Source organism: Achromobacter sp. NFACC18-2 (genome assembly GCF_900108985.1).
Lineage (GTDB): Bacteria > Pseudomonadota > Gammaproteobacteria > Burkholderiales > Burkholderiaceae_B > Achromobacter.
This window is the reverse complement of the sequence record NZ_FNYM01000012.1, coordinates 178,543-197,882: the sequence shown is the minus strand read 5'-3', so window position 1 is coordinate 197,882 and position 19,340 is coordinate 178,543. Positions and strand designations below refer to the sequence as shown.

21 protein-coding genes are annotated in these 19,340 nt (G+C 67.2%); 13 read left to right on the top strand and 8 right to left on the bottom strand.

What is annotated here, in order from left to right:
• Positions 1-6: 6 nt before the first annotated feature.
• Positions 7-894 carry a LysR family transcriptional regulator gene (locus BMW75_RS19135; protein ID WP_092581432.1) on the bottom strand — a complete coding sequence of 296 codons (888 nt, stop codon included), beginning with the start codon at positions 892-894 and terminating at the stop codon, positions 7-9.
• 201 nt (positions 895-1,095) lie between these two features.
• Between BMW75_RS19135 and BMW75_RS19130 the strand changes: the two genes are divergently transcribed.
• The 3 genes from BMW75_RS19130 to BMW75_RS19120 are packed head-to-tail and all read left to right on the top strand — an operon-like array spanning position 1,096 to position 2,895.
• Complete coding sequence (locus BMW75_RS19130; RefSeq protein ID WP_092581431.1) at positions 1,096-1,575, top strand: carboxymuconolactone decarboxylase family protein; 480 nt, start codon at positions 1,096-1,098, stop codon at positions 1,573-1,575.
• A gap of 49 nt (positions 1,576-1,624) precedes the next feature.
• On the top strand, positions 1,625-2,380 hold the full coding sequence (locus BMW75_RS19125; protein ID WP_092581430.1) for an SDR family oxidoreductase: 756 nt from the start codon (positions 1,625-1,627) through the stop codon (positions 2,378-2,380).
• 20 nt (positions 2,381-2,400) lie between these two features.
• Positions 2,401-2,895, top strand: a complete 495-nt coding sequence (locus tag BMW75_RS19120; protein ID WP_092581429.1) for an Ohr family peroxiredoxin — start codon at positions 2,401-2,403, stop codon at positions 2,893-2,895.
• 95 nt (positions 2,896-2,990) lie between these two features.
• Here BMW75_RS19120 and BMW75_RS19115 read toward each other — a convergent pair whose 3' ends face one another.
• The 4 genes from BMW75_RS19115 to BMW75_RS19100 form a co-directional block, all read right to left on the bottom strand.
• A complete protein-coding gene (locus BMW75_RS19115) occupies positions 2,991-3,995 on the bottom strand; it encodes a LysR family transcriptional regulator (RefSeq protein WP_092581428.1) in 1,005 nt (334 codons plus the stop codon).
• Positions 3,996-4,145: 150 nt separating this feature from the next.
• Positions 4,146-4,595, bottom strand: a complete 450-nt coding sequence (locus BMW75_RS19110; protein WP_092581427.1) for a cupin domain-containing protein — start codon at positions 4,593-4,595, stop codon at positions 4,146-4,148.
• Between the two features lie 157 nt (positions 4,596-4,752).
• Entirely contained in the window at positions 4,753-5,631 is an 879-nt protein-coding gene (locus tag BMW75_RS19105) for an RNA polymerase sigma-70 factor (protein ID WP_092581426.1), read from the bottom strand.
• A gap of 160 nt (positions 5,632-5,791) precedes the next feature.
• Positions 5,792-6,832 carry a LacI family DNA-binding transcriptional regulator gene (locus BMW75_RS19100; protein WP_092581425.1) on the bottom strand — a complete coding sequence of 347 codons (1,041 nt, stop codon included), beginning with the start codon at positions 6,830-6,832 and terminating at the stop codon, positions 5,792-5,794.
• Between the two features lie 214 nt (positions 6,833-7,046).
• Between BMW75_RS19100 and BMW75_RS19095 the strand changes: the two genes are divergently transcribed.
• Together BMW75_RS19095 and gudD are read left to right on the top strand one after the other, a co-directional pair.
• Positions 7,047-8,018, top strand: a complete 972-nt coding sequence (locus BMW75_RS19095) for a Bug family tripartite tricarboxylate transporter substrate binding protein (protein ID WP_092581424.1) — start codon at positions 7,047-7,049, stop codon at positions 8,016-8,018.
• A 46-nt stretch (positions 8,019-8,064) separates the two neighbouring features.
• Positions 8,065-9,414: a glucarate dehydratase gene (gudD, locus tag BMW75_RS19090; RefSeq protein ID WP_092581423.1), complete on the top strand. Its 1,350-nt coding sequence runs from the start codon at positions 8,065-8,067 to the stop codon at positions 9,412-9,414.
• Between the two features lie 57 nt (positions 9,415-9,471).
• On the opposite strand, the gene BMW75_RS19085 is transcribed toward gudD, so the two are convergent.
• Both BMW75_RS19085 and BMW75_RS19080 read right to left on the bottom strand, forming a co-directional pair.
• The gene (locus tag BMW75_RS19085) at positions 9,472-10,155 is read right to left on the bottom strand and encodes a hypothetical protein (protein ID WP_092581422.1); all 684 of its coding nucleotides are present in this window, start codon (positions 10,153-10,155) and stop codon (positions 9,472-9,474) included.
• A 2-nt stretch (positions 10,156-10,157) separates the two neighbouring features.
• The gene (locus tag BMW75_RS19080; RefSeq protein WP_254792066.1) at positions 10,158-11,189 is read right to left on the bottom strand and encodes a TRAP transporter substrate-binding protein; all 1,032 of its coding nucleotides are present in this window, start codon (positions 11,187-11,189) and stop codon (positions 10,158-10,160) included.
• Between the two features lie 180 nt (positions 11,190-11,369).
• Between BMW75_RS19080 and BMW75_RS19075 the strand changes: the two genes are divergently transcribed.
• Positions 11,370-12,200, top strand: coding sequence for an IclR family transcriptional regulator (locus BMW75_RS19075; RefSeq protein ID WP_092581420.1), 831 nt, complete (start codon positions 11,370-11,372; stop codon positions 12,198-12,200).
• Here BMW75_RS19075 and BMW75_RS19070 read toward each other — a convergent pair.
• On the bottom strand, positions 12,197-13,033 hold the full coding sequence (locus tag BMW75_RS19070; RefSeq protein ID WP_092581419.1) for an IclR family transcriptional regulator: 837 nt from the start codon (positions 13,031-13,033) through the stop codon (positions 12,197-12,199). The genes BMW75_RS19075 and BMW75_RS19070 overlap by 4 nt on opposite strands.
• A gap of 137 nt (positions 13,034-13,170) precedes the next feature.
• Here BMW75_RS19070 and BMW75_RS19065 point away from each other — a divergent pair, with 137 nt between their 5' ends.
• From BMW75_RS19065 to BMW75_RS19035, 7 genes are all read left to right on the top strand, one after another.
• Positions 13,171-14,178, top strand: a complete 1,008-nt coding sequence (locus BMW75_RS19065) for a TRAP transporter substrate-binding protein (protein WP_092581418.1) — start codon at positions 13,171-13,173, stop codon at positions 14,176-14,178.
• Positions 14,179-14,198: 20 nt separating this feature from the next.
• The gene (locus BMW75_RS19060) at positions 14,199-14,642 is read left to right on the top strand and encodes a type II 3-dehydroquinate dehydratase (protein WP_092581417.1); all 444 of its coding nucleotides are present in this window, start codon (positions 14,199-14,201) and stop codon (positions 14,640-14,642) included.
• Between the two features lie 43 nt (positions 14,643-14,685).
• Positions 14,686-15,261 (top strand): TRAP transporter small permease, encoded by a 576-nt coding sequence (locus BMW75_RS19055; protein ID WP_092581416.1) that lies wholly within the window; start codon positions 14,686-14,688, stop codon positions 15,259-15,261.
• Positions 15,258-16,538 carry a TRAP transporter large permease gene (locus BMW75_RS19050; RefSeq protein WP_092581415.1) on the top strand — a complete coding sequence of 427 codons (1,281 nt, stop codon included), beginning with the start codon at positions 15,258-15,260 and terminating at the stop codon, positions 16,536-16,538. The genes BMW75_RS19055 and BMW75_RS19050 overlap by 4 nt, the downstream gene beginning before the upstream one ends.
• A gap of 69 nt (positions 16,539-16,607) precedes the next feature.
• Positions 16,608-17,309: a protocatechuate 3,4-dioxygenase subunit beta gene (gene pcaH / locus BMW75_RS19045; protein WP_092581414.1), complete on the top strand. Its 702-nt coding sequence runs from the start codon at positions 16,608-16,610 to the stop codon at positions 17,307-17,309.
• 3 nt (positions 17,310-17,312) lie between these two features.
• On the top strand, positions 17,313-17,891 hold the full coding sequence (gene pcaG, locus BMW75_RS19040) for a protocatechuate 3,4-dioxygenase subunit alpha (protein WP_092581413.1): 579 nt from the start codon (positions 17,313-17,315) through the stop codon (positions 17,889-17,891).
• A 28-nt stretch (positions 17,892-17,919) separates the two neighbouring features.
• The gene (locus BMW75_RS19035; protein WP_092581412.1) at positions 17,920-19,317 is read left to right on the top strand and encodes a 3-carboxy-cis,cis-muconate cycloisomerase; all 1,398 of its coding nucleotides are present in this window, start codon (positions 17,920-17,922) and stop codon (positions 19,315-19,317) included.
• Positions 19,318-19,340: the final 23 nt, after the last annotated feature.

Genomic DNA, 19,340 nt, shown 5'->3' with positions numbered 1-19,340 from the left:
CAGGGGTCAGTTCACCTGCAGATGGCGCTGCAGCGTATCGATGAACACCTTTGCCCGCGCTGGCGTGAAGCGGTTGTCCGATAGCGCGTAGATGGTGGCCGGCGGCAGTTTCCAGTCCGGCAGGATCTGCTCCAGGGCCAGCTCCCGCAGGGTCTGCGACAACGCCAGATGGCTCGGCATCCAGGCAATGCCGAGCCCGGCCGTGGCCAGTTGCACGCCCAGCGCCGAACTGTTGGTGCCGATGTGGGCGGGGCCCCGGACGTTGAGCAGGCCCTCGCCTTCGCCCAGCGTCCAGTCAGGCAGGTCGCCCGTAATGATGCGCTCGTGCAGGCCCAGGTCTTCGGGGCAGGTCGGGCGCCCGAAGCGGTCCAGGTAGCTGCTGGCCGCGACGAGCACCCAGTGGACCTGGGCCACGTGCTTCTGGATCAGCGCGGAATCCTCGAGGTCGCCGGTGCGCAGCATGAGGTCGAACTGCTGGCCATTGCGCGCGATGTCGGACGTGCCCAACTCCACCTCGAACGAGATCTGCGGATAGGTGGCGCGCAGTTCCTTCAGCACGGCCGGCAGGATCGTCGTGAGCCCGGGCATGACCGACACGCGCAGCGTCCCGGCCAGGTGATTCAGGCTGGCATTGATGACCTCGTGCGCGGACAGGGCGCCTTGGACATGCGCGGCGCATTCGTCGAAGTATCGCTGGCCGATCGCCGTCAGGCTGACACTGCGCGTGGTGCGGTTCAGCAGTTTGTAGCCGAGCGTCTGTTCCAGCTGCGTGAGGCGGCGGGACAGGGTGGCCACCGGGATGCCGAGGCCGGCGGCGGTGGCGGACAGCTTCCCGCGCTTGGCGACTTCGACGAAGTAGTGGAGGTCCTGCATCGAGATATCGTTTCTGTTCATGGTGTGTTCCGGGCGCGAGCCGTCAGTGCCCGTTCATTGTCGGCGCGTTCGTCCCGGGCGATTGTTGCCATTGCGGCAACATCGTGCTCCCTCGCCAGGATCTACTGCCGCCGTTCGAGCCGACCTACGATTTGGGCGTCGTTCAAGCCTGCGCAGTCCCGGCGGATCCGCCGGGAAGCGCCCACCCCCAGAGGAGCCATCATGACCCAACGCATCAACGCCTTTGCCCAATCGCCCGAACTGTTCAAGAAGCTGGTCGAATTCACCATGCTGGCCAAGTCGGGCGCCATCGAAAAGTCGATCCTGACCCTGGTCGACATCCGCGCGTCGCAGATCAACGGCTGCGGCTTCTGCCTGGACATGCACGTCAAGGAGGCCAAGATCGCCGGCGAACGCGAACTGCGCCTGCACCACGTCGCCATCTGGCGCGAATCCAACCAGTTCTCGGCGCGCGAACGCGCGTGCCTCGCGTGGACCGAAGCCCTGACCACGCTGGGCGCGCACGGCGTGCCCACCGAGGTGTACGAGCGCGTGCGCGGCGAACTGTCGGAAAAGGAACTGTCGGACCTCAGCTTCGCGATCATGGCCATCAATGGCTGGAACCGCCTGAACGTGGGCTTCCAGACCGTTCCCGGCTCCGCGGACAAGGCCTACGGCCTGGACAAGGCCCAATTCAGCTAAGCAACCCAGCAACCCAGCAATCCAGCAACCAAGCAATCAAGGATCGATCATGAAAATCCTCGTCATCGGCGGCACGGGCCTGATCGGCGCCAAGCTCGTCAAACTGCTTACCGGGCGCGGCCATGAGGCCGTCGCTGCGTCCCCCGCGACCGGCGTGAACACCGTCACGGGCGAAGGCCTGGATGCCGCGCTGACCGGCGTGGATGTGGTGGTGGACGTCGCCAACTCGCCGTCCTTCGAAGACCAGGCTGTGCTCGATTTCTTCCAGGCCGCCGGCCGCAACCTGCTGGCCGCCGAGAAGCGCGCGGGCGTGCGCCATCACGTCGCGCTGTCGGTGGTGGGCACGCGCCGCCTGGCCGAAAGCGGCTACTTCCGCGGCAAGATCGTGCAGGAAGACCTGATCGAGGCCGGTGGCATTCCGTACACCATCGTCCACAGCACGCAGTTCTTCGAGTTCCTGGGCGGCATCGTGCAGTCGGGCGCGCAGGGCGACGACGTACGGCTGCCGTCTGCGTATGTGCAGCCCATCGCCTCTGACGACGTGGCCCTGGCCATGGCCGACGCGGCGCTGGGCGCGCCGGTGAACGGCATCGTGGAGATCGCCGGTCCGCAGAAGGTGCGCCTGGCCGAACTGGCCCAGCGCTACATGGGTAAAATCGGCGACGCCCGCACCGTGCACGCGGACGCCGGCGTGCGCTATTTCGGCGCGCTGCTGGACGACGATACGCTGGTGCCGGGACCCGGCGCGCGCCTGGGCGAGATCGACTTCGAAACCTGGTTCAGCCGTTCGGGCACAAGAAAGTAGCGGCGGGCACAAGGACCCTCATGAGCAAACTGCGGCCTCCTTCCCAGACCCTTTTGGACAAGTACCGGGGCGGCGACTTCCGTCCCCTGTACACCACCAGCGTGACGGTGCGCGGCGGGGAGGCGGCGCACGGTCGCGCCTCGGGCATCGCCATCTCGGACGACGGCGAACTGGTCGTGGAACTGCGCCTGCCAGTCGAACTGGGCGGCACGGGCGGAGGCACCAACCCCGAGCAGCTCTTTGCCGCGGGCTATGCCGCATGCTTCCATGGCGCCCTCAGCATGCTGGCTGAGCGGTCCGGCCTGTCGATTCCCGAGGCGTCGGTCACGGCCACCATCTCGTTCGGGCGCGATCCCGTGGACGGACTCTTCGCGCTGACCGCCGACATCAACATCCACCTGCCGGGGCTGGACAAGGCCATCGCCGAGGAACTGGTGCGCAACACCGAACGCCTCTGCCCCTATTCCAAGATGGCGCAGGGCGGCATCGAAAGCGTGGTGGCGCTGACGCAGTAGGGCGGCGGCGCAGGCCCGGCATCCTGTCGCGCCGTTGCGCGATGCACCGGCTCAAATGGGCATCAAACCGGCTTCAACCCGGCTTCAACCCGGCTTCAACCCGGCTTCACCAGCAGGCTGTCCAGGATCTGCAGATCCATCGCGCGGATCTGTTCGGTCATGTAGTCGATGAACACGCGCATGCGCACCGGCAAATGCTGGCGGCTCAGGAAGCACAGGTAATGCCCGCGGTCGTCGGGCGCGTATTGCGGCAGGCAGGCGACCAGCCTGCCGGCGCGCAGGTGGTCGCAGACCTGGTAGGCGGCCATCTGCGCGATGCCATGGCCGTCCAGCACCGATTGCAGCACCAGGTCGGCGTCGTTGAAGGTCAGCATGGCGGCCGGGGCGACCTTGCGCAGATGGCCCGACACCTTGAACTCCCATTCGTAGACCCGTCCCGACGCGAGCTTGAAGTTCACGCAGCGATGGCGGTCGATGTCGTCGACGGTGGCCGGCAGCCCGTGGCGCGCGGCATAGGCGGGCGAGGCGCACAGCAGCATCTGCATCGGGATCACCTTCTTGGCGATCACCTGGCTGTCTTCCATGCGTCCGTTGCGAAAGGACACGTCGACCCGGTCCGTCGTGAAGTCGGTGGGACCGTCGTCCAGCAGCAGCTCGACCGAGATGCCGGGATTGGCCTCGCAAAACCCTTTCAGCAGCGGCGCGACGATCTTGCGGCCGAAGCCCACGGTGGCGCACACGCGCAGCTGCCCCGAGGGCGGGCCTTCGCGCAGTTCGCGCATGTCGTCCAGGGCCTGGATGATGCGCTCGACGCCGGGATGGCACTGTTCGTAGAAACGCTGGCCCTCGGGTGTCAGCGACGTGCTGCGCGTCGTGCGCACGAACAGGCGCGTGCCGAGCTGGTCTTCCAGCTTCTGCACGCTGCGGCTGACGGCCGAGCGGCCGATGCCGAGCCGGTCGCCGGCCTTCGCGAAGTTGCCTTCGGCGGCGACGGCGATGAAGGCCATGACACCGGCGTAGCTGGTGGCAAAGCTGTCAGCCAGGGAATCCGGTCCGTTCGAAGAAGGGAGATCCGCGGGGGCGGGGGAGGGTGTCGACATGGTGGCGGCGCGGCAAGTAAGTTGATCCTACTGCTAAGACGTTGCGCCGGGCAATCCTGTGACATCGCGCGTAAAAAAAGGCCTTCCCGTGGGGGAAGGCCTGCTGGCGGGCCGGGATCCGGCCCGGGTGCACCATCCTTCGGCGCGCCCCTATTGGACCGGAGTCAGGGCGGGCGCCCCTCTTTTCTTGATCAGCACGACCAGGAACTTGGCGGGCCGGGTCTGGCTGGCGTTGCGCCCCACGGTGTGGATGTCGTCCGGGCCTTCGTAAAAGGTCTGGCCGGGCGTCAAGGTGACTTCCTTGCCGCCCTTGACCTGCATGACGATGCTGCCTTCCAGCACATAGACGAAGCCGTGGGCGTCGTGGCGATGGATCGGGTCGGCCGCGCCGGGCGGATAGTCCACGATGAGCATCACGGCATCCTTGCCGGCGATGTCCGGCAGGTCCTTGGCCATCAGCTCGGAGACGATGGGATCGGCTGGCCTGGCGGAGGGCGACGCGGGATGGGACGCGGCATCGTGGGATGCGGCATGGGCGGGCTGGCCGAGCAGCGCGGCGGCGGCGATAAAGGGCAATCCGAACTTCGTGATCTTTGACATGACCTGTCCTTGGCTGGAAGTGATGACGGGTCCATCGTAGAAGCGAGGAAGTCGGGGCGGTAGCACCGCGCAGGGGATCACCGTGTTGCCTGCCACGCACCAAAAGGACCGATGCGCCAGCGCGCCGCGTGTTACTGCCGCATGTCACTGCCGCATGTCACTGCCGCGCGAGGGCGGCGGCGATGCCGGCGAGCTTGTCCGGGTTGCGTTGCACCAGCACCCGGGTCAACTGCTTGCCATCGGTTTCGTAGGACTGCACGGATTCCAGCTCGCCGTCGATGAAGCGCAGCAGCGTCCATTGGCCGTTGACCTGGACGACCCTGACATCCAGGGCGTCGCGATAGCGGCGCTTGCCGGCGTAGAAAAGCTGCGCCAGCCGCTTGCCGCCCACCAGGCGGGCAAACGCGGAGACCTTGTCGCCGCCGTCCCCGATGAGCTCGGCGTCATCGCTCAGGAGCGCGAGCAGGCCATGGAAGTCGCTGCGCTGCATCGCGTCGGCGAATGCCTGCAGCAGCCGCTGCAGCGTTGCGCGCGGCACGGCTTCGCGCGGCGCGCCCTGGCGCAACTGCTGCCGGGCGCGGCGCACCATCTGGCGGACGGCGGCCGGGGTCTTGTCCAGCGTCTGCGCGATGTCTTCGTAGTCCGCGTCGAACACATCGCGCATGAGAAACGCCGCGCGCGCCTCGGGCGACAGGCGCTCCAGCATGAAAAGGAACGCGACCGACACGTCGTCGGCCTGTTCGTGGATCTGTTCCGGCGTGGCGGGGGCGGCCATCAGCATGGGCTCCGGCAGCCACACGCCCACGTATTTGTCGCGCTCGGCCTTGGCGGCGCGCAGATGGTCGATGGACAGCCGCGTGGTGGCGGTGACGAGCCACGCCTCCGGGTTGGCGATGACGCCGCGGTCGGCGCCGTGCCAGCGCAGCCACGCCTCCTGCACCACGTCTTCGGCCTCGGCCACGGCGCCCAGCATGCGGTAGGCGATCGCGTAGAGGCGGGGACGGTGCTGGTCGAAGAGGGCGACGGAGTCGGACATGGGGAGGGCCAGCGCCGAGGCAAGGGGGGGAAGGCAGGTATTTTGCCGCAGGGACCTAGCTGGGACAACCACGCGGGACCGCCCGGCCCGTCTCCAATGCCGTCCCGAGAGGGCTACAGCACGGTGTCATTCGAGCACAGGGGCGGCAGCGCCGGGTCCACTACGCGCTGTCGCGGGCCACGATGCGAAAGCCGATTTCCACCACCGATTGCGCGGGGCGCTGGCCGTTGGCGCGCAGGCCGATCATCTCGGCGGCCTGCGCGCCGATGGCGGCGCCGTCCACGTGCACCGAGGTGATGGCAGGCGACATCGAGGCGGCGATGTCCATGTCGCCGAAGCCGACCACGGCCAGTTGCCGGGGGACGTCCAGGCCCTGCACGGCCGCCTCGGTCAATACGCCGGCGGCCATCAGGTCCGAGCTGCAGAACACGGCGTCGATGCCCTGTCCCGAACGCTGCAGGGCGCGCAGTCCTTCGCGGCCCTGCGCGTGTGTCGTGGGCGCGGGCAGGTAGTGCACCAGCGGTTTGGGCAGGCCGGATTCCAGGGCGGCGCGCACCAGGCTTTCGGCGCGCAGCCGGGCGCGCGGGTCGTCGCCGCTCAGCACGGCCTGCCGGGTCTTGCCCGCATCGCGCAGGTAATGGCTTACGGCGGCGCCGATCGCCTCGTGCGACAGGCTCAGCAGCATGTCGATCGGCGCGTCGGTGGTGTCCCAGGTTTCGACGATGGGGATGCCGGATGCCTTGAGCAACTGCCGGCCCTGCGGCGAATGCATCACGCCCGTCAGCACGATGCCGTCGGGACGGCGTCCGATGATGGCGCGCAGCAGCGCGTCTTCGCGCGGCGAGTCGTACCCGCTCTGGCCGACCATGAGCTGAAAGCCCTTGGCGTCGAGGGACCGGGTCAGCTCGGTCAGCATGCCGCCAAAGAGCGACCCGGTGATCGAGGGCACCAGCACCATCACCAGGTTGCTGCGCGACAGGCGCAGGCTGCCGGCCATGAGGTTGGGCACGTAGCCCAGCGCCTGGATCGCGGCGGTGACTTTGTCCAGCGTGGCGGGAGACACCTGCTGCGGGGTGTTGATCGCGCGCGACACCGTGATCATCGAAACGCCGGCCGCCTGCGCGACCTCCCGCACGGTGACGCTGGCGCGTTCGGAGGATCGGGCAGGGGAGCCGGCAGAGGGGATTCGGGACGCGCGCATCGGGTAACGGGGAGAGGAAAAAAACCGGGTGAAACAAGCATCAAGCCTAACCGCTGTCCCCCGTTTTGCGGGGCGGGCTAGATCAGGGTTTATCCGGATGGTGACGGCGGTCGGCCAGGAAATATTCTAAAAAAGCCGTGATGTTAACGTTAACAGGAAAAAATGGTAACGTTAACGTAGACGTCCAAAATACAAACCAGACCGGAGACAAGCAATGACTCGCAACGCGCGCAAGTGGATAGTTGGATTGAGCCTGATGGCGGCGGCCGGCGTGGCGCACGCCTGGCCCGACAAGCCCGTCACCATGGTGGTGCCGTTCCCGCCCGGGGGCGCGACCGATTCGGTGGCGCGCGCGCTGGCCAACAAGCTGGGAGAGCAGCTCAAGCAGTCCTTCGTCGTGGAAAACAAGGCTGGCGCCACCGGCACCATCGGCGCCTCGCAGGTGGCCCGCGCCGCGCCGGACGGCTACACGCTGTTGGTCACGTCGCTGGCGCCCCTGGTCGTGGCGCCGCACCTCATGAAAGGCATTCCCTACGATCCGGCCAAGGACTTCACGTACCTCACCGTGGCCGTGCAGACGCCCAACGTGCTGGTGGTCAGCCCGCAGCTCGCCTCCAAGGTCAATAGCGTGCAGGACGTGCTGGCGCTCCTGAAGTCCAAGCCCGGCGGCATCAGCTTCGCCACGTCGGGCGCGGGCTCGTCGGATCATCTGACCGCGGAGCTGTTCTGGCAGAAGACCGGCACCAAGGGCCTGCACGTGCCCTACAAGGGCGGCGCCCCGGCCATCTCCGATCTGCTCGGCAACCAGGTGAACATGTCGTTCCAGAACGTGAACGCCGTGCTGCCGCACATCAAGGCCGGCAAGCTCAAGGCCATTGCGGTCACGGGCTCCAAGCGCTCGCCCGTGCTGCCCGACGTGCCCACGTTTGCCGAGGTCTCCGTCCCGGGCGTCGATGTCTACGCGTGGCAGGCGGTCGTGGCGCCGAAGAACCTGCCGGCCGACGTGCGCGACAAGCTGTCCGCCGCGCTCACCACCGCGCTGAAGGATCCGTCGCTCAGCAAGCCCTTTACCGACATCGGCCTGGAAATCGTCGCCAACTCGCCGGACGCATTCACCAAGTTCCAGCAGCAGGAAAGCGCGCGCTGGAAGCAGGTCATCGAGACCGGCGGCATCTCCGTGCAATGACGCAACGCGCCCGGCCGCCCCGGCCGGGCTATTTCAAGAAGCAATCATGACTCTCCACGCATCGCAAGCCTCACGCCAGACGCCCACGATTACCGACATGCGGGTCGTGCCCGTCGCCGGCCAGGACTCCATGCTGCTCAATCTGAGCGGCGCCCACGCGCCTTACTTCACGCGCAACCTCGTCATCCTGACCGACAGCGCCGGCAACACCGGCGTGGGCGAAGTCCCCGGCGGCGAGAAGATCCGCGCCACGCTGGAAGACGCGCGCGCGCTCGTCGCGGGCAGCTCCATCGGCAACTACCAGCACACGCTGAACCGCATGCGCCAGGCGTTCGCCGGGCTGGACAGCGCGGGTCGCGGGGCCCAGACCTTCGACCTGCGCGTGGCCATCCATGCCGTGACGGCGGTGGAATCGGCGCTGCTCGATCTGCTGGGCCAGCATCTGGGCGTGCCTGTCGCCGCGCTGCTGGGCGAGGGGGTGCAGCGCACGTCCGTGCAGATGCTGGGGTATCTGTTCTACGTGGGCGATGCCGCGCAGACGCCGCTGCCCTACCAGACGGCGCCCGACGCCGACGGCTGGCTGCGGGTGCGGCACGAGAAGGCGATGACGCCCGAGGCCATCGTGCGCCTGGCCGAGGCCGCGTATGACCGCTATGGCTTCCAGGATTTCAAGCTCAAGGGCGGCGTGCTGCGCGGCGAGGAAGAGGTCGAGGCGATCCGCGCGCTGCACGAGCGTTTCCCCGAGGCGCGCATCACGCTCGATCCGAATGGCGGCTGGCTGCTGAAAGACGCGGTGCGCCTGTGCCGCGATCTGCATGGCGTGATGGCCTACGCCGAAGACCCCTGCGGCGCCGAAGGCGTGTTCTCCGGCCGCGAGGTCATGGCCGAGTTCCGCCGCGCCACCGGCCTGCCCACCGCCACCAACATGGTGGCCACCGACTGGCGCGAGATGGCGCATGCGCTGTCGTTGCAATCGGTCGACATTCCGCTGGCCGACCCGCATTTCTGGACCCTGCAGGGCTCGGTGCGCGTTGCCCAGACCTGCCAGGCGTTCGGCCTGACCTGGGGTTCGCACTCCAACAACCATTTCGACGTGTCGCTGGCGATGTTCACGCACGTGGGCGCCGCGGCGCCGGGCAAGGTGACCGCGATCGACACGCACTGGATCTGGCAGGACGGCCAGCACCTGACCCGCAACCCGCTGCAGATCCGCGACGGCTACATCGACCTGCCGCAGACCGGCGGGCTGGGCATCGAACTGGACCTGGACGCCGTCGACAAGGCGCACCAGCTTTACCTGCAGCACGGCCTGGGCGCGCGCGACGACGCGACGGCGATGCAGTATCTGATCCCGGGCTGGCAGTTCGACAACAAGCGGCCCTGCATGGTGCGTTGAACGTCGGCGCGGCTCGCAAGCCTTGCGGGTCGGGTCGGGGCGGGGCCGGGAGGACGCTTACGTCGCCCGGGCCGCCTCCAGGGTGTGGGAGAGGCAATAGACTTCCGACCAGGCCGGCGCCTCGCCCGTGAACGCGCGCATCTGCGCCGAATTGAGGATTTCGCCGTCGCAGGCCGTCACGGCGTTGATCGCGTAGCCGTTGACGATGTAGATCCAGTCGGCCGCGCGGTCCTTTCCTCCGCGTATCTGCTGCTCGGCGGTGGCCGCCATGCGTGGCGTGTCCGTCACCAACAGATGCGCGCCGGTCAGTCCCGGCCGCGCCGCCGCGGCGGCCGCATGCGCCTTCAGGTACGCATGCAGCGCATCCTCCGACCCCGCCCGGGGCGACAGGCGCAGGGTCAGCGCATAGCGCGCCAGGCCGCCGCCGACGCTCTCCAGCACGCGGCACTGGCTGCGGATCATGTTGCGATGCTGCGGCATGAGCTTGGTGGACCAGGGGGTGGGCGCGTTGAGCCGGTCGAGGTAGCCGGGAGACACCAGCGTCGCGTAGGCGTCCAGTTCATACATGACGAAGAATCCCTCGCCTCCGTGCGCGCTGGTCCAGCGGGATCCGCGCAGGAATCCGGGGATCCCCATGCGCTCCGGAAAGTGCTCGTGGCTGTGCCAGTCTTCGAACTCCGCGCGCCAACCCGGCGACATGTCCCACCACATGGCGATGGCGGCTTTTCCAAGAATGGCCATGGTCACTTCTTGGTCCGCAAGGCGGCGATTTCCGCGGTGACCTGCTGCATGACGTCGGGACCGATTTCGCCCGCGAATTTGTCCACGACCGGTTTGACGGCGCCGCGCAGGCGGTCGACCGCTTCGGGCGTCAGGGCGTTGACCTGCATGACCTTGCGCAGGTCGTCGAGGGCGACTGCTTCCTTGGCTTGCGAGATGCGGCGTTCCTCGGCCTTGGCCTCGGCGGCCGCCTCCAGGATGATTTTGCGCTCCGCTTCCGACATGCCGTCCCACGTCTTGCGGCTCATCAGGAAGGGCATGCCCGTGTAGATGTGGCGCGTCAGCGACAGGTACTTCTGCACTTCGGCGAACTTGGCGGACAGGATCACGCCCACCGGGTTGTCCTGGCCGTCGATCGCCTTGGATTCCAGCGCGCCGTAGACTTCGCCAAACGTCATGGGCACCGGATTGGCGCCCAGGGTCTTGAACATGTCGATGTAGACGGGCGCGGCGATGACGCGCATTTTCAGGCCCTGCAGGTCCTGCACCTGCGCGATGGGGCGCTTGCTGTTGGTCATGTTGCGAAAGCCCAGGTCCCAGATTCCCAGTCCGACCAGACCGTGGTCGTACAGGCCTTTCAGGAGCCCCTGGGCGACGGGTCCGTCCGAGACCGCGTAGGCCTCGCGCGCGTCGTTGAACAGGAACGGCAGATCGAAGACCATGAACCGCTTGTCGATCCCGGCCAGCAGCCCCGTCGCCATCGACGTGAAGTCCAGCGTGCCGCCGCGCACCGCCGACAGATTCTGGGGGTCTCCGCCCAGCACCGCATTGGCGTAGATCGACACTTTCATCTTGCCGCCGCTTTTCTCCGCGACCAGATCGGCAAACTTCTGCGCGCCCTGGCCCAGGGGATGGTCCGCGGCCAGGCTGAAGGCGAACTTCATCGTGCGCGCCTTGATGTCCTGCGCAATCGCCGTTCCCGTCACGGCAAGGCAGGCCAGGATGGATGCGGCCGCATTCACGGCAATGCGCAGGGACATAGTCTTTGAAGTCATCACAAGCACCTTTCTCGGTTGTCGTTGGCAAAGGTCCGGTTGATGCGGCGGCGGAACCATGGGTTCAATATCCGGCTGCGAGCATAGGGCATAATTTTGAATCCCGTTCAAAATTTGAGCGAATTCAAAAATTGAACGATGAATTGAATGACGTCATGAGCGAAGCCGCGGGAGGGCGCGATGAGCGGGGCAATCGAAAAGACACTGGCGTTGCTGGAGTACCTGGCCGCTCACCCTGAAGGCGCGAACCTGGCCGATATCGCGGATGCCTTGCACCAGTTGCGCAGCGGATGCCATCGGACCCTGCACGAACTGATCAAATTCGGCTACGTGCGCCAGACGTCCGTGCGGGGCGAATATGCGTTGACGACGAAGCTTGCCTCGATGGGCCTCAGTTTCCTGAGCCGATCCGGCGTGATCGACATCGCTCAGCCGGTGATCGACCGCTTTGCCGCAACCACCGGAGAGCTGGTGCGCCTGGCCATCGTCGACGGCAAGCGCCTGACGCTGGTGGCCAAGGCCCAGGGCGCGAAATCCGGGCTTCTTTACGACCCGGACATGGGCATCGACCTTCGTCTGTCCTGCAGCGCCGCTGGCCACGCCTGGCTGATGACGCTGCCCGAAGACCAGGCCATCGCCTATGTCACCGAGCAGGGGCTGGGCAAGCCGCGCGATTTCGGTCCGAATGCGCCCACGTCGGTACGGGCGCTGCTGGCCAGCCTGGATACGCATCGCCGTCGGGGCTACAGCATCCTGCAGGATGTCTATGCCGCAGGCATGAGCGCGATGGCGGCGCCCGTCCGGCGTCCGGGGCAACAGACCACGGGCGTCCTGGTGGTGGCCGGCCCCTCGCAACGCCTGACCCTGAAGGCCATGGAGAAATCCGGGCCGGCGCTGCTGCGTGCGGCAAGCGAGCTGGCGCAGGCCGCGGATGCGTCGCCGCTGCTGCGCTCGGCGCGCGTGGGCACCTGGGGAAACGGCCCCGGCCCGGAGCCGGAAGGCGCGGCTTAAAGGGCCGGGGAGGCCGGGGCCTCGTCTCCGGAATTGCGCCCCTGCATCGGAAAGCGCGTCCTGAACATGGGCGAGGCCAGGCTGGCCAGCGCGAGCTCTTGCGCGGCCGCCAGGAGGTCCGGGCCCAGCGCCTCCATCCGCGCTTCCGTCAGCCGCATCGCGGGGCCCGCGATGCTCAACACGCCGATGGCGGGTTCGCCCTTGCGCTGCACGGGCGCGGCCATGGCGGTCATGCCGGGCGCAAACACTTCGTTGATCATGGCGTAGCCGCGCTTGCGGCCGGCCTGGAGCATCTTGGTCAGGGCGGCGATGGTGGTGGGGGCGTTGGGACCGTATTCCTCGGGTGACCCGAAGCCCTGCCGCGAGACGAGGTCCAGCGCGCGCTCGTCGCTCATCGTCAGCATCCAGGCGTGGCCCGAGGCGCTGCACGACAGCCTGGCTTCGGATCCCATCTCGGGGTCATAGCGCAAGCCATGGCGGGCGCCCTGCGCCTTGGCGACCCAGGTGAGGCGTTCGTCGTTGTCCACGATGGCCAGGCGCACCAGCTCTCCCGAGATCTCCGCGAGGCGGTCCACCAGCGGCTGGGCGATGTCGACGATGCCGGTGGCGGCCAGATAGCTCAGGCCGATCGATGCCACCCGCGCGGTGAGCGCGTAATCGCCGTGGTCCCGTATCTGGCGCACGTAGCCGCAGCGGCACAGATCGGTCAGCAGGCGGTGCGCGGCGCTCTGGGGAATTTCCAGTTGCTGGGCGAGGGAAGCGAGGGGCACGCCTTCGGGTCTGGAGGACAGGTACTCCATGACGGCGAGCGCGCGTTCAAGAACTCCGGCCATGTCATCTCAACAAGGTTGGGGGGGTGATGGGGTAATGGATGATAACCCTAGGTGGAAAACTATTCCACTCGGAATTACATTCCAGTACCGAGTCTTGCCAGACATCGAAAAAATTCCAATAAACACCGGAGACAACGATGAAGACCAGCATTTGCCGCATCGCATTGATGGCCGCGCTTGGCGCGACCGCCCTGACGGCCGCCGCGCAGGACATCCAGGAACGCACGATACGCTTCGGCCATCTGAACAACACCGATCATCCCGTAAGCGCGGGGGTGCAGAAGTTCACCGAACTGGTGGCTGCAAAGAGCGGCGGAAAGCTGAAGGTCAAGGAATTCCCGGCATCCCAGCTCGGCAATGAAATGCAGCAGCAGTCCGGGTTGCAAGGCGGGGTGCAGGAAATGTCCGCGCCGGCCTCGACGTCGCTGGCGGGCATCGTCAAGGAATTCGGGCTGATCGACCTGCCGTTTTCGGTCACCGACTTCGGCCAGGCCGACGCCTTGCTGGATGGGCCGCTGGGCCAGGCGCTGATCGCCAAGCTGCCTGAGAAAGGCCTGGTTGCGCTGGGCTTTTGGGACCTGGGCTTTCGCAACGTGACGAACTCGCGGCATCCCATCGGCAAGCCGGAGGACCTGGCGGGCCTGAAGATCCGGGTGATTCCCAACCCCGTGTTCCTGGAGACGTTCAAGGCCTTCAAGGCCAATCCGGTTCCCATGCCCTTCGCGGAACTGTACGGCGCGCTGGAATCCAAGGCGGTCGACGGCCAGGAGAATCCGTATTCGGTAATCCTGTCGAACAAGTTCTACGAGGTGCAGAAGTACGTCAGCGCGACCAACCATGTGTACGCGGCGAACATCGTGCTGGTCAGCAAGAAATTCTGGGACAAGCTGTCGCCCGCCGAGCAGAAGATCCTGCACGAAGCGGCCGACGAGGCCCGCGGCTACCAGCGCAAGGTCAGCCGGGCCGCCGCGCAGAAGGCCGTGGCGGAGCTCCAGGCCAAGGGCATCCAGTTCAACACCATCGAGCCCGGTGAAAAGGCCCGCATGCAGCAGGTCGTCAAGCCGGTCATCGAGCACTTCACCAGCAGCTATGACCCGGCGATCGTCAAGCTCTACAACGACGAACTCGCCCGCATCCGCAAGTAAACCGTACCCGGCCTCCCATCATGAAGATCCTTGTCCTGCACGGCCCCAACCTCAATCTGTTCGGCCGCCGCGAGCCGCACATCTACGGCACCACGACGCTGGCGGAGATCAACCAGCGCCTGGCGGCGCTGGCCGCGGAACTGGGCGTCCAGTTGGCCACGCTGCAATCGAACCATGAGGGCGCGCTGATCGATTTTCTGCACGAGAACATCGACGCCGCCCACGGCGCGCTGGTCAATCCCGCCGGGTTGACGCAGCACGGTGTGCCGCTGCACGACGCCATCAAGGCCATGCCGTTTCCGACGCTGGAAGTGCACATGTCGAACATCGCCGCGCGCGAGACCTGGCGCGCGCATTCGATCATTTCGCCCGCGGTGCGCGGCACGGTGCAGGGGCTGGGGCCGCTGTCCTACCTGATGGCGCTGCGCGGCCTGGTCGGTCTTTTGCAGGACGCCAAGGCATGAGCCGGCCCGCCCTGCATCCGCAATCGCGTCGAGGGGCCCGGACATGGTCGCCATAGACAGATTCATCGGCGCCATCTGCCGCGTGCTGGAATTTGCCATCGCCCTGCTGCTTGCGGCCATGGTCGTGCTGGTCTTCGGCAATGTCGTCGCGCGCTATGGCTTCAACTCGGGCATCACCCTGTCGGAGGAACTGTCCCGGTGGATGTTCATCTGGCTGACCTTCCTGGGCGCGGTGATCGCCCTGAAAGAACGCGGCCATCTCGGCATGGACATGGTCGTGGCCAAGCTGCCCACGGCCGGCAAGAAGATCTGTCTCGTGCTGGGGCAACTGCTCATGCTCTACATCGTCGGCCTCATGTTCAAGGGAAGCTGGGCGCAGGCGGTCATCAATGCGGACGTCAGCGCGCCCGTGAGCGGCTTGCCCATGGCCATCGTCTACGCGGCCGGGCTGGTGTTTTCCGTGATGGCGGGCCTCATCATCGCCGTGGATCTGTACCGAGTCCTGACCGGCAAGCTGCGTGATGCGGACCTGATCATGGTCCAGGAATCCGAGGAAGCCGTGCAGCTCAAGCAGATCCTGGACGATGCGGGCAAAGGCGCGCCAGGGAGAAGCGCATGACGATCGCTGTCTTCATCGGATCGCTGCTGGGCGTCATGGCGCTGGGCGTGCCCATTGCCTTCGCGCTGCTGGCAAGCGGCGTGGCGCTCATGTGGCATCTGGACATCTTCGATGCGCAGATCCTGGCGCAGAACGTCATCGGCGGGGCGGACAGCTTTCCGCTGCTGGCGGTGCCGTTCTTCATGCTGGCGGGAGAAATCATGAACGTCGGCGGGCTGTCCCGCCGTATCGTGGACCTGGCCCTCGCGCTGGTCGGACACGTGCGGGGCGGGCTGGGCTACGTCACGATCATGGCGGGCTGCCTGCTGTCGGCGCTGTCGGGATCGGCCGTGGCCGACGCCGCGGCCCTGACCGCGCTGCTGCTGCCCATGATGGTCAGCGCCGGACACAAGAAGCCGACCGCAGGCGGCCTGATCGCCGCCACCGGCGTGATCGGGCCGGTCATTCCCCCCAGCATCGGACTGGTCATCTTCGGCGTGGCGGCCAACGTGTCCATTTCCAAGCTGTTCATGGCGGCCATCGCGCCCGGCCTGATGATCGGGGGCGCCCTGTGGCTGACGTGGGCGTGGCTGGTCCGGCGCGAGAAGATCGTTCCGCCGCCGCGCAAGTCCGGCCGGGAGATCGTCGCCGCGTTGCGCAAGGCGGGGTGGGCGCTCATGCTGCCGGTCATCATCCTGGTCGGCCTGCGCATGGGCGTCTTCACCCCGACCGAAGCGGCGGTGGTCGCCGCCACGTATGCCTTGCTGGTGTCGACGCTGGTCTACCGTGAGCTCAAGCTCAATCAGCTGTTCGCGGTGTTCGTGTCCGCGGCCAAGACCAGCGCCATCGTCATGTTCCTGATCGCGGCGGCCATGGTCAGCGCCTGGCTGATCACTGTGGCGGACCTGCCCGCCAAGGTGGTGGACATGTTGCAGCCGTACATGGGCAACAAGATCCTGTTGATGGCCGCCATCATGGCGCTGGTCATGGTGGTGGGCACGGCCATGGACATGACGCCCACCATCCTGATCCTGACCCCCGTGCTGATGCCGGTGGTGCGCGCGGCGGGCATCGATCCGGTGTATTTCGGCGTGCTGTTCATCATCAACAACTCGATCGGCCTGGTGACGCCGCCCGTGGGCACCGTGCTCAACGTGGTGGCGGGGGTCGGAAAGATGAAGCTGGACGACGTGACGCGCGGCGTCCTGCCGTTCATGGCCGCGGAGTTCCTCGTCATGTTCCTGATGGTGGCCTTTCCTGCCCTGGTGATCGTTCCCGCGCGCTGGTTCGGCGGATAGCCGGCCAGGACACTCATGCTGCCCGGCGCGCCGGCCGCGCCGGCGGCGTCTCATAGGAGATTTGCCGCGATGTCCAATCTTGCCCAGTACCGGCGTCCTTTCTGGGACACCCAGCCCGGCTATCGCTTCGATCCGTACGGATCCACCCGTTTGCGCTCGCCGAACGAACCGCTGATCGTCGTGCCCCAGACGCTGTCCGAGATCACGGGGCCGGCGTTCGGCGCGGAGTTCGTCAAAAAGGGCGACAACGACCTGACGCGCGTGTCTTCGGCCGAAGCGATCGGCGAGCGCATTCTCGTGTCCGGCCGCGTGCTGGACGAGAACGGCAGGCCCGTGCCCGATGCGCTGATCGAGATTTGGCAGGCCAACGCCGCGGGCAGATACCTGCACAAGCGCGACCAGCACGACGCGCCGCTGGATCCGAATTTCAGCGGCGAAGGCCGGACCGTGACGGATGCGCTTGGCCGCTACCAGTTCAAGACGATCAGGCCGGGGGCGTACCCGTGGGGCAACCATTTCAACGGATGGCGGCCCCAGCATATCCATTTTTCGCTGTTCGGCCGCGCCTGCGCCACGCGTCTGGTCACCCAGATGTATTTCCCGGGCGATCCGCTGCTGGAGTTCGATCCCATATTCCAGTGCGTGCCCGATGCCAAGGCGCGCAACCGGCTGATTGCCGCGCTGGACTGGGAAACCACCGTGCCCGAGTACGCGCTGGGCTATCGCTTCGATATCGTCCTGCGCGGGCGCAACGCAACGCCCATGGAGTAACGCATGCTCTATCCCACCTGTTCGCAGACCGTCGGCCCCTATCTGCACATCGGACTGTCGGGGCTGAACCGCGATGACCTGACGCAAGGCCTCGGCGACCTGGGCGCGACGCCCGTCATCATCGAAGGACGCATCATCGATGGCGAGGGCAATCCCGTGTCCGACGGCATGATCGAAATATGGCAGGCCGATGCACGCGGCGTATACGGCCATCCGGACGACCCCAGGCATGTGCCGGGCGACGCCGGCCGGGCGGGATTCAGCGGTTTCGGACGCGTGCCTACGCAGGCGGACGGCGGATTCCGCATCACCACCATCAAGCCGGGGGGCGTGCCGGCGCCGGACGGCCAGACGCAGGCGCCGCATCTGGTCGTGTCCGTTTTCATGCGCGGCCTGCTCAAGCACCTTTCGACCCGCATGTACTTTCCGGACGAAGCGCGCGCCAACGAGCAGGACTGGATTCTTGCCAGGGTCCCGGCCAGCCGGCGCGCCACGCTGGTGGCGCAGCCGGCCGAAGGCGGCGCCCTGCGCTGGGACATCATCCTGCAGGGACCGGGCGAAACCGTGTTCTTCGACATCTGATCATTCCGCGCGCGCAGAGGCCTGTCGCATGAGCATCCCTTCCGGGCTGACCGAAGCCATCTACTCAGACAGCGTCATCCTGGCCCGGTTTTCGGGCGCCGGGACCGTCAGCCAGATGCTCGTCGTGGAGGCCGCCCTGGCGACGGCGCAGGCGCAGTGCGGCGTCATCCCGGCGGACGCGGCGCGGATCATCCATGGGGTCTGCCACAGTGGCGACGCGGCCGCGATGCTGGACCTGGACGCCATCGCCGCGGCCGCCGTGCAGGCCGGCAATATCGCGATCCCCTTCGTCAAGCAATTGACGGCCGCCGTCGCGCGCACTGATGCCGAGGCGGCCCGCTACGTGCATTGGGGCGCAACCAGCCAGGACATCCTGGACACCGCGCTGGTCCTGCAGCTGCTGCAGGTGGGCGCGAGGCTGGACCAGGGCCTGGCAAGCGCCACGCAGGCCTGCGCGCGCCTGACCGTCGCGCATCGCGACACCATCATGGTGGGGCGCACGTGGCTGCAGCATGCCTTGCCCACCACCTTTGGCGCCAAGACCGCGGGCTGGCTGGAGGCGCTGGCGCGCGGCCGGCAGCGGCTGCGGCAGGACACGTCGCAGATCGCGCTGCTGCAGTTCGGCGGCGCGGTGGGCACGCTGGCCAGCCTGGGGCCGGCGGCGGCCGACGTGTCGCGCGCCCTGGCCGCCGAATTGGGGCTGGGCGTGCCCGCGATGCCGTGGCATACGCATCGCGACCGTCTTGCAAACCTGGCGGCCTCGCTAGGGGTGTTGAGCGGCACGATGGGCAAGATCGCCCGGGATGTGTCGTTGATGGCGCAATCGGAGATCGCCGAGGTGAGCGAACCGTCGGCGCCCGGACGCGGCGGGTCCAGCACCATGCCGCACAAGCGCAATCCGGTGGGCTGCGCCGCCATCCTGGCGGCCGCGATCCGCGTGCCGCCGCTGGTGTCGACCATGCTGTCGGCGATGACCCAGGAACACGAGCGTGCGCTGGGCGGTTGGCAGGCCGAGTGGGACGCGCTGCCGCAGCTTGCCGCGTTGACCGGCGGCGCCTTGCGCCACCTGACCGGCGTGCTGGACGGCCTGGAAGTGGATCCGCGGCGGATGGCGCAGAATCTGGAGGCCACGGACGGTCTCATCCTGGCCGAGGCCTACATGCTGGCGCTGGGCGCTCGCCTGGGCCGCCTGCCCGCGCATGCCTTGGTCGAGCGCGCGTCGCGGGATGCGGTGGCCAGGGGGCTGGCCCTGCGCGACGCGCTGCGCGATGCCCTGGACAGCGATGCCGCGACGCGGGGTCTGCTGAGCGACGATGAATTGAACCGTCTTGCCGATCCGGCCAACTACGTCGGCCAGGCGCGCGCCATCTGCGACAGGGTGTTGGCGGATTGGCGCGCGGCAGGGGACGCGGGGCACGCGGCCTGAGCGCCGGCGGCCCGGTCCGCGCG